This window comes from uncultured Marinobacter sp., assembly GCF_963974375.1.
Taxonomy (GTDB): domain Bacteria; phylum Pseudomonadota; class Gammaproteobacteria; order Pseudomonadales; family Oleiphilaceae; genus Marinobacter.
Map to the genome: position 1 here is coordinate 1 of NZ_CAXBDN010000393.1, position 2,506 is coordinate 2,506.

Here is a 2,506-nt window from a genome sequence, read left to right on the forward strand (position 1 = left end):
GAGCTGGTATTGTCTACCCAGATGATGATCAGCGGGGCGATGGCCACAATGGGCGTCACCTGCATCAACACCGCGTAGGGAAACAGGCTCATCTCAATCCATTTGCTCTGCACAAACAGCAGAGACGCCAGCACCCCCAGCACCACGGAAATGACGAAGGCCGACAGGGTCACCTGCAGGGTCATCATCAGCGCCCGGGTCAGGGTACCCCAGTCCGCCACCAGAGACTGGCCAATGGCAATGGGCCCCGGCAGGATATAGCGGGGCATTTCCAACGCCATTACCGCCAGTTCCCAGGCCACCAGGAATATGACGCCGACGCCAAGGGGCGCGGCAATCTGCACAAAGCGTTCGTTCTCGATCAGCGGATGACTCATGACATGGCTCCTTCCGGGTCTTCGCCCATGGCGCTGGCCCGCTCAAGGGCCATGGATACCTGCCGGCAGTACCCGGCGAACTCCGTGGATACCCGGAAATCGGTGGACCGGGGATAGGGCTCCTCAATGGCAATGTCGTCCACGATACGACCCGGTCTCGCCGCCATCACCACCACCCGGCTCGACAGGTAGACCGCCTCGTACACACTGTGGGTCACAAAGACGACGGTCCAGCCATTGGCCTGCCACAATTTCAACACGTCGTCGTTGAGCCGGTTGCGGGTCATTTCATCAAGGGCGCCAAAGGGTTCATCCATAAGCAACAGATTGGGTTCCGTAACCATGGCCCGGGCAATGGACGCCCGCATCTGCATGCCTCCGGACAACTCCCGGGGGAATGCCTGGTCAAAACCCTGCAAACCCACCATGGCAAGAGCATCGTCGATTTTCCGGTCCACTTCCGGCGATTTGCCGGCATGTTCCAGGTCCAGTGGCAGACGCACGTTCTTGCGTACCCTGGCCCAGGGCATCAGGGTGGCGTTCTGGAACACGAACGCCAGCTTGCGGCCCTTGTCGCCCACCACGTCGTAATCCTGTTCCCACCATTTCACCGAGCCGGTGGTGACGTCCCCCAGCCCTGCCATGATCCGCAGCAAGGTGCTCTTGCCGCAGCCGGAAGGTCCCAGCAGGCTGACAAACTCGCCCTGACGTACCGCAAGATCGGCACCTTTCAGTGCTACCGTGCCGTTGGCGTAGACCTTGTCGACGCCACTGACCTGCAGCACCGGACGTCGGGCGCCTGCAGGTGCGTTGGGCGCCGTCAGCTCCGGAGGCTCTGCTCCGCCCGAGGGTTTAAGCGGGGTAACCTTGGTTGCGCTCATGATTCAAGCTCCAGCAATGGCCAGACCAGGCCTGGCCATTGGTTCAGTGTCAGACGTCGGTGTGGGTTATCGCAGGACCGGCTCATCCGGCAGGAAGTCCAGGCTGTAAACCGTGCTGATATCCAGATCTTCAGACACCAGGTCCGCCTTCAGCATGAAGTCGTGGATTTCCTTCCAGCGCGCATCGGTCATCACCCCCACGCCGCCGGTTTCCGCATCGCCACCAAAGATCAGGCCGTACTCCAGCATCTTCTCGATACCAAAGGCGATCTGCTCCGGAGACATTTCGGGATTGGCCTCGCGGATAAGTTCATTGCCCGGTGCCGGGTTATCAAAGTAGCTGACCCAGCCTTCCATGCTGGCCTGCACAAAGCGCTTCACTAGGTCCGGATCCTTGTCGATCAGACCCTGTGTGGTTTCAATGGTGGTGGCGTAGGCCGGGTAGCCGTGATCTGACAGCAGGAACACCGACGGCTCAATGCCCGCTTTCTGGATGGCAAAGGGCTCGGACGACAGGTAACCCTGCTGCACAATGTCCTTGTTGGTCAGGAAGGGTGCAACGCTGAAGGTGTAGGGGCGGATCATGTCATCCGTAAAATCGAACTCCGCCTTCAGCCAGGGCCAGAAGGTGGTGTTGGCGAAGGATGCGATATAGACCTGCAACCCCTCTTCCTTCACCTGCTCCAGCGAGGTGATGTGGGGATGGGCAATCAGCGCCTGAGGGTCACCCTGCTTGGAGGCCGCTACCGTGACCACCGGTAGGCCCTCTTCCGCCGCCTTGATGTTGCCGATGGGATATCCCATGGAGAAATCCCGGCGCCCGGCCACCAGCAGCTGGGTACCGTTAACCTGGGGGCCGCCCATCTCGATGCTCACGTCCAGTCCGTATTTTTCGTAGATGCCGGTAGCGACCGCCTGGTAGAACCCGCCATGCTCAGCCTGGGCATACCAGTTGGTGCCGAACACCACCTTGTCCAGTTCCTTGGCCGACAAGGGCGATGCTGCCAGTAGTCCGGCCAGAGCCAGAGCCAGAGCGCCACCAAAACCGGTGAATTTCTTGATCGTCATACGTCTCTCCTGAGGGTGAGTTGCCATGCCCCTGGCTGGCAGCTTTTAGTTGACCATTCATTCAGCTTTTTAAATTGCAACCGGCGTGCCATGTCGTAGGATTTTGAAAACACTGAGAATTAAGGAAAGCTGGAAGGGTGGACGTGCCTTGGCTGCACCTGACTGAAACAAAAATGGACT

At 59.5% G+C, this 2,506-nt stretch carries 2 protein-coding genes and 1 pseudogene; all 3 read right to left on the bottom strand.

The genetic code is table 11. The features are described 5' to 3' along the window. A pseudogene (locus AAC035_RS20540) lies at window positions 1-377 on the bottom strand (ABC transporter permease); the annotation flags it as partial. After that, a complete protein-coding gene (locus tag AAC035_RS20545; protein WP_339806978.1) occupies window positions 374-1,258 on the bottom strand; it encodes an ABC transporter ATP-binding protein in 885 nt (294 codons plus the stop codon). The gene AAC035_RS20545 and the pseudogene AAC035_RS20540, both read right to left, overlap by 4 nt. Window positions 1,259-1,324: 66 nt before the next feature. After that, window positions 1,325-2,326 (bottom strand): ABC transporter substrate-binding protein, encoded by a 1,002-nt coding sequence (locus AAC035_RS20550; protein WP_339806979.1) that lies wholly within the window; start codon window positions 2,324-2,326, stop codon window positions 1,325-1,327. Between the last annotated feature and the right edge of the window lie 180 nt (window positions 2,327-2,506).